The organism is Ruegeria sp. C12 (assembly GCF_056537745.1).
In genome coordinates, this window is sequence record NZ_JBQFSA010000020.1 from 1 (window position 1) to 5,945 (window position 5,945).

Annotated in this window: 2 tRNA genes and 3 rRNA genes; all 5 read right to left on the reverse strand. The window is 53.5% G+C overall.

Annotated elements, in window-relative coordinates:
* Window positions 1-34: 34 nt before the first annotated feature.
* The 5 genes from rrf to ACR0C9_RS21795 all read right to left on the reverse strand — a co-directional run bounded on the left by rrf (window position 35) and on the right by ACR0C9_RS21795 (window position 5,495).
* Window positions 35-149 (reverse strand): 5S ribosomal RNA (gene rrf / locus ACR0C9_RS21775).
* Between the two features lie 201 nt (window positions 150-350).
* Window positions 351-3,182, reverse strand: a 23S ribosomal RNA gene (locus ACR0C9_RS21780).
* Window positions 3,183-3,598: 416 nt separating this feature from the next.
* Window positions 3,599-3,675 (reverse strand) — tRNA-Ile (locus ACR0C9_RS21785).
* Window positions 3,676-3,806: 131 nt separating this feature from the next.
* Window positions 3,807-3,882, reverse strand: a tRNA-Ala gene (locus ACR0C9_RS21790).
* Window positions 3,883-4,033: 151 nt separating this feature from the next.
* A 16S ribosomal RNA gene (locus tag ACR0C9_RS21795) occupies window positions 4,034-5,495 on the reverse strand.
* The 16S, 23S and 5S rRNA genes sit together here with 2 tRNA genes alongside, the layout of an rRNA operon.
* Between the last annotated feature and the right edge of the window lie 450 nt (window positions 5,496-5,945).

Here is a 5,945-nt window from a genome sequence, read left to right on the forward strand (position 1 = left end):
TTTCGATCGTAAGAGAGATATGGGCTTTTACTAGGTTTGGCGGTGACCTACTCTCCCGGGGCTTAAGCCCAAGTACCATTGGCGCGGCAGTGCTTAACTTCCGGGTTCGGTATGGGACCGGGTGTTTCACTTGCGCTATGACCACCAAACCGAGGAAAAGCCCACGTCGCTGTTTTTGCGGAGCAAAAAAGCGACGAGCAGGAGGCAGCGTATTCGCGAAGCGGATGCGCGGTCCTGCCCGGTTGTGTTTTCAATCAACACCGTCGCTGTTTGCGTAGCAAAAGCGACGTAATTGTCCAACTCAAGGTCGGTGTATGCTTCTGGTTTGATTTGTCTTTCTGTTACTGGATCAAATCAAGCCTATCGGGCGATTAGTACCGGTCAACTGAACGCATTACTGCGCTTACATCTCCGGCCTATTGACGTGGTGGTCTTCCACGGCCCTCAGGGAGACCTTGTTTTGAGGGGGGCTTCCCGCTTAGATGCCTTCAGCGGTTATCCTGTCCGATCATAGCTACCCAGCACTGCCGTTGGCACGACAACTGGTCCACCAGTGGATCGTTCACCCCGGTCCTCTCGTACTAGGGGCAACTCCTCTCAAGTCTCCTACACCCACGGCAGATAGGGACCGAACTGTCTCACGACGTTCTAAACCCAGCTCACGTACCTCTTTAAACGGCGAACAGCCGTACCCTTGGGACCTGCTCCAGCCCCAGGATGAGATGAGCCGACATCGAGGTGCCAAACACTGCCGTCGATATGGACTCTTGGGCAGTATCAGCCTGTTATCCCCGGCGTACCTTTTATCCGTTGAGCGATGGCCCTTCCACTCGGGACCACCGGATCACTATGGCCGTCTTTCGACTCTGCTCGACTTGTCAGTCTTGCAGTCAGGCTGGCTTCTGCCATTGCACTCAACGAGCGATTTCCGACCGCTCTGAGCCAACCTTCGCGCGCCTCCGTTACGCTTTAGGAGGCGACCGCCCCAGTCAAACTACCCGCCACGCAGGGTCCCGGATCCGGATAACGGACCGCGGTTAGACATCAAGAGTGCGAAGGGTGGTATCTCAAGGGAGGCTCCACAGGTACTTGCGTTCCTGCTTCAAAGCCTACCACCTATCCTGCACATCACAATCCTGATGCCAGTGCGAAGCTGTAGTAAAGGTGCACGGGGTCTTTCCGTCTAACCGCGGGAAGCCTGCATCTTGACAGGCAATTCAATTTCGCTGAGTCGATGTTGGAGACAGCGGGGAAGTCGTTACGCCATTCGTGCAGGTCGGAACTTACCCGACAAGGAATTTCGCTACCTTAGGACCGTTATAGTTACGGCCGCCGTTTACCTGGGCTTCAATTCAAGGCTCTCACCTCTCCTTTTAACCTTCAGGCACCGGGCAGGCGTCAGACCCTATACGTCGTCTTGCGACTTCGCAGAGCCCTGTGTTTTTAATAAACAGTCGCCACCCCCTGGTTTGTGCCCCCAGCCCCTAGTTGCCTAGGAACCGGGCCTCCTTCTCGCGAACTTACGGAGGTATTTTGCCGAGTTCCTTCAACATCGTTCTCTCAAGCGCCTTGGTATGCTCTACCAGTCCACCTGTGTCGGTTTAGGGTACGGTCTGATGGAGGGCTATTTCCAGGAACCACTCAGCAGCCCAATCAATCCGATAAGATTGAACTACACCTGTGATCCGTCACATCCTCCTGGCCTAGGAATATTAACCTAGTTCCCATCGCCTACGCCTTTCGGCCTCGGCTTAGGGGCCGGCTTACCCTGCTCAGATTAGCTTTAAGCAGGAACCCTTGGACTTTCGGCGAGAGTGTCTCTCACACTCTTTGTCGCTACTCATGTCATCATTCTCACTAGTGATCTCTCCACGGGATCGCTCACGCGCCCGCTTCATCGAAAGCTCCAAATATCCTCCAAGGCGTCCCGAAAGACGCTAAAGAGGATAGGAACTATGTCACACTACGCTCTGCTACCGATGCTTACGCATCCCTAGACTTCGGCTCATGGCTTGAGCCCCGTTACATCTTCGCCGCAGGACAACTTATTTAGACCAGTGAGCTGTTACGCTATCTTTAAAGGATGGCTGCTTCTAAGCCAACCTCCTGGTTGTTTTGGTCGTCCCACCTGCTTTCCCACTTAGCCATGAATTGGGGGCCTTAGTCGTAGGTCAGGGTTGTTTCCCTCTCCACTACGGACGTTAGCATCCGCAGTGTGTCTGCCATCTAGTACTCCCGGGTATTCGGAGTTTGGTTAGGATCAGTAAGCCTGTGGGGCCCCATTACCCATCCAGTGCTCTACCCCCCGGGGTATTCGGATGACGCTCTACCTAAATAGATTTCGCAGAGAACCAGCTATCTCCGAGTTTGATTGGCCTTTCACCCCTAGGCACAGCTCATCCCGATCCTTTTCAACGGATGTGGGTTCGGTCCTCCAGTAAGTGTTACCTTACCTTCAACCTGGCCATGCCTAGATCACTCGGTTTCGGGTCTGATCCCACGAACTCATACGCCCTATTAAGACTCGCTTTCGCTACGCCTACACCTAACGGCTTAAGCTTGCTCGTGAGACCAAGTCGATGACCCATTATACAAAAGGTACGCCGTCAGCTCGCAAGGAGCCTCCGACTGATTGTAGGCGTTCGGTTTCAGGTACTGTTTCACTCCCCTCGTCGGGGTGCTTTTCACCTTTCCCTCACGGTACTGGTTCGCTATCGGTCAGCAAGGAGTACTTAGCCTTCGAAGGTGGTCCTCCGATCTTCAGACAGAATTTCACGTGTTCCGCCCTACTTAATACGTCCGTCAAAGCTTCGAATACGGGGCTGTCACCCGCTATGGCCACGCTTCCCAACGTGTTCTTCTCACTCATCCGGCTCGGCTGGTCCCCGTTCGCTCGCCGCTACTAGGGGAGTATCAATTGATTTCCTTTCCTCCGGGTACTTAGATGTTTCAGTTCCCCGGGTTTGCTCTTAAAACCCTATGTATTCAGGTCTTAAGTACCTGTTCATGCTCATTATTGATTAGCAGAGCTAACAATAACAAACATTCAGGTGGGTTGCCCCATTCAGAAATCCATGGATCAAAGCTTATTCTCAGCTCCCCATGGCTTATCGCAGAGTATCACGTCTTTCATCGCCTCTTGCTGCCAAGGCATTCACCAAACGCCCTTCTCGCGCTTGATTTGATCCAGAAAGAGAAAGACAGGATTTGCGAAGCAAATCCAATGACAGGCGCTGGTAACAACCCGTCTCTCTTACTGAACCAAAAGCATACTTTCCCGCCTTCCATCCTGGAACCCGCGCTGCCGATGTCGGTCGGCCCCACGCAGAGAATGGAAGACAATGCATAACCGTTAAGTTATGCGGGTTAGTGTACTTGACTTGGACAACTCTGTTCGTTTCAGCCGCGATAGCCGTGGACAGGCGAGGAAACACCCGTGTCACAACCCGCCCCTCCGAAGAGGAGAACGACTGAGATCAACGCCACACTCGGCGCCAATCAAACAGTGTTGATTGATTTCTCTCTATACGATGTCAATTCATCCAATTGGATGATCCAGCACTCAAACAAGTGCTCGATGATCAAATTGAAAGGAAAGTGGTGGGTCGAGGAGGACTTGAACCTCCGACCTCACGCTTATCAGGCGTGCGCTCTAACCACCTGAGCTACCGACCCAGCTGATTTTGCTTCGCAAAATCGGCGTCGCCCGACAGGCTCTTTTCAAAGAAAAGATGCCGAGAGGGCCAGCCCCCATAGTGGTTCATACAAGGGCCTTTATCTGTGTGCCCTTTGCTTTGCAAAAGGCTTGGTGGAGCCTAGGAGGATCGAACTCCTGACCTCCTGAATGCAAATCAGGCGCTCTCCCAGCTGAGCTAAGGCCCCTTGCCGGACCTCGCGCCTATTCGCAAGATCCTGATTTTCTGAAGAGATATGAGGACGGCTCGGCTCATGAGTTTGACCAACTTTGTTTGTTGATCTTCTGCTAAGTGTTCCACGATCAAGAGCGAACTCAAGATGCTAGGAACATCCTTAGAAAGGAGGTGATCCAGCCGCAGGTTCCCCTACGGCTACCTTGTTACGACTTCACCCCAGTCGCTGATCCTACCGTGGTCCGCTGCCTCCAAAAGGTTAGCGCACGGCCGTCGGGTAGAACCAACTCCCATGGTGTGACGGGCGGTGTGTACAAGGCCCGGGAACGTATTCACCGCGTCATGCTGTTACGCGATTACTAGCGATTCCGACTTCATGGGGTCGAGTTGCAGACCCCAATCCGAACTGAGACAGTTTTTTGGGATTAACCCATTGTCACTGCCATTGTAGCACGTGTGTAGCCCAACCCGTAAGGGCCATGAGGACTTGACGTCATCCACACCTTCCTCCCGCTTATCACGGGCAGTTTCCATAGAGTGCCCAGCCGAACTGCTGGCAACTAGGGATGTGGGTTGCGCTCGTTGCCGGACTTAACCGAACATCTCACGACACGAGCTGACGACAGCCATGCAGCACCTGTCACCGAGTCACCGAAGTGAAAGATCCATCTCTGGACCGGTCCCGGGATGTCAAGGGTTGGTAAGGTTCTGCGCGTTGCTTCGAATTAAACCACATGCTCCACCGCTTGTGCGGGCCCCCGTCAATTCCTTTGAGTTTTAATCTTGCGACCGTACTCCCCAGGCGGAATGCTTAATCCGTTAGGTGTGTCACCGAATAGCATGCTACCCGACGACTGGCATTCATCGTTTACGGTGTGGACTACCAGGGTATCTAATCCTGTTTGCTCCCCACACTTTCGCACCTCAGCGTCAGTATCGAGCCAGTGAGCCGCCTTCGCCACTGGTGTTCCTCCGAATATCTACGAATTTCACCTCTACACTCGGAATTCCACTCACCTCTCTCGAACTCTAGACCGATAGTTTTGGAGGCAGTTCCGGGGTTGAGCCCCGGGATTTCACCCCCAACTTTCCGATCCGCCTACGTGCGCTTTACGCCCAGTAATTCCGAACAACGCTAACCCCCTCCGTATTACCGCGGCTGCTGGCACGGAGTTAGCCGGGGTTTCTTTACCTGCTACCGTCATTATCTTCACAGGCGAAAGAGCTTTACGACCCTAAGGCCTTCATCACTCACGCGGCATGGCTGGATCAGGGTTGCCCCCATTGTCCAAGATTCCCCACTGCTGCCTCCCGTAGGAGTCTGGGCCGTGTCTCAGTCCCAGTGTTGCTGATCATCCTCTAAAACCAGCTATAGATCGTAGGCTTGGTAGGCCATTACCCCACCAACTACCTAATCTAACGCGGGCTAATCCTTTGGCGATAAATCTTTCCCCCGAAGGGCTCATACGGTATTACTCTCCGTTTCCAGAGGCTATTCCGTACCAAAGGGCATATTCCCACGCGTTACTAACCCGTCCGCCGCTCACCCCGAAAGGCGCGCTCGACTTGCATGTGTTAGGCCTGCCGCCAGCGTTCGTTCTGAGCCAGGATCAAACTCTCAAGTTGAAATGATCTTACGACCATATCCTTGACGTTCGAACCTCTGCACATCTTTGGTTGTGCTACCGCCTATTCGGCTACTCGAGCACGATTAAGCGACACCCTCAGCCGGCTAGCCAAGAGTACAACCAAAAGTCATCTGTTTGTCTGTGCTTCTGGTTTCATCAGAAACCGAAAGCCGTACAAACAGTGAAGCTGACACTGGTCATCGGGACAGTCACCCCTACCAGCGCGATATACAGACATTCAATCCGTCGAAACGAACCAAACCGCCCACATATCTCTTCAGTTATCCATCAATGTCAAAGAACAAAACACCCAAGACCCAAAACCAGACCATAACGCCAATCACTCAGCGCTACCGCCCAATCAAAAACCTCCGAATGCCCACCGTCTCTCCGATGCGTCTCCGCCGCTTCCGCCGCGTCCCAGCGCCTCAGCAGCGCCGGTGAAGGG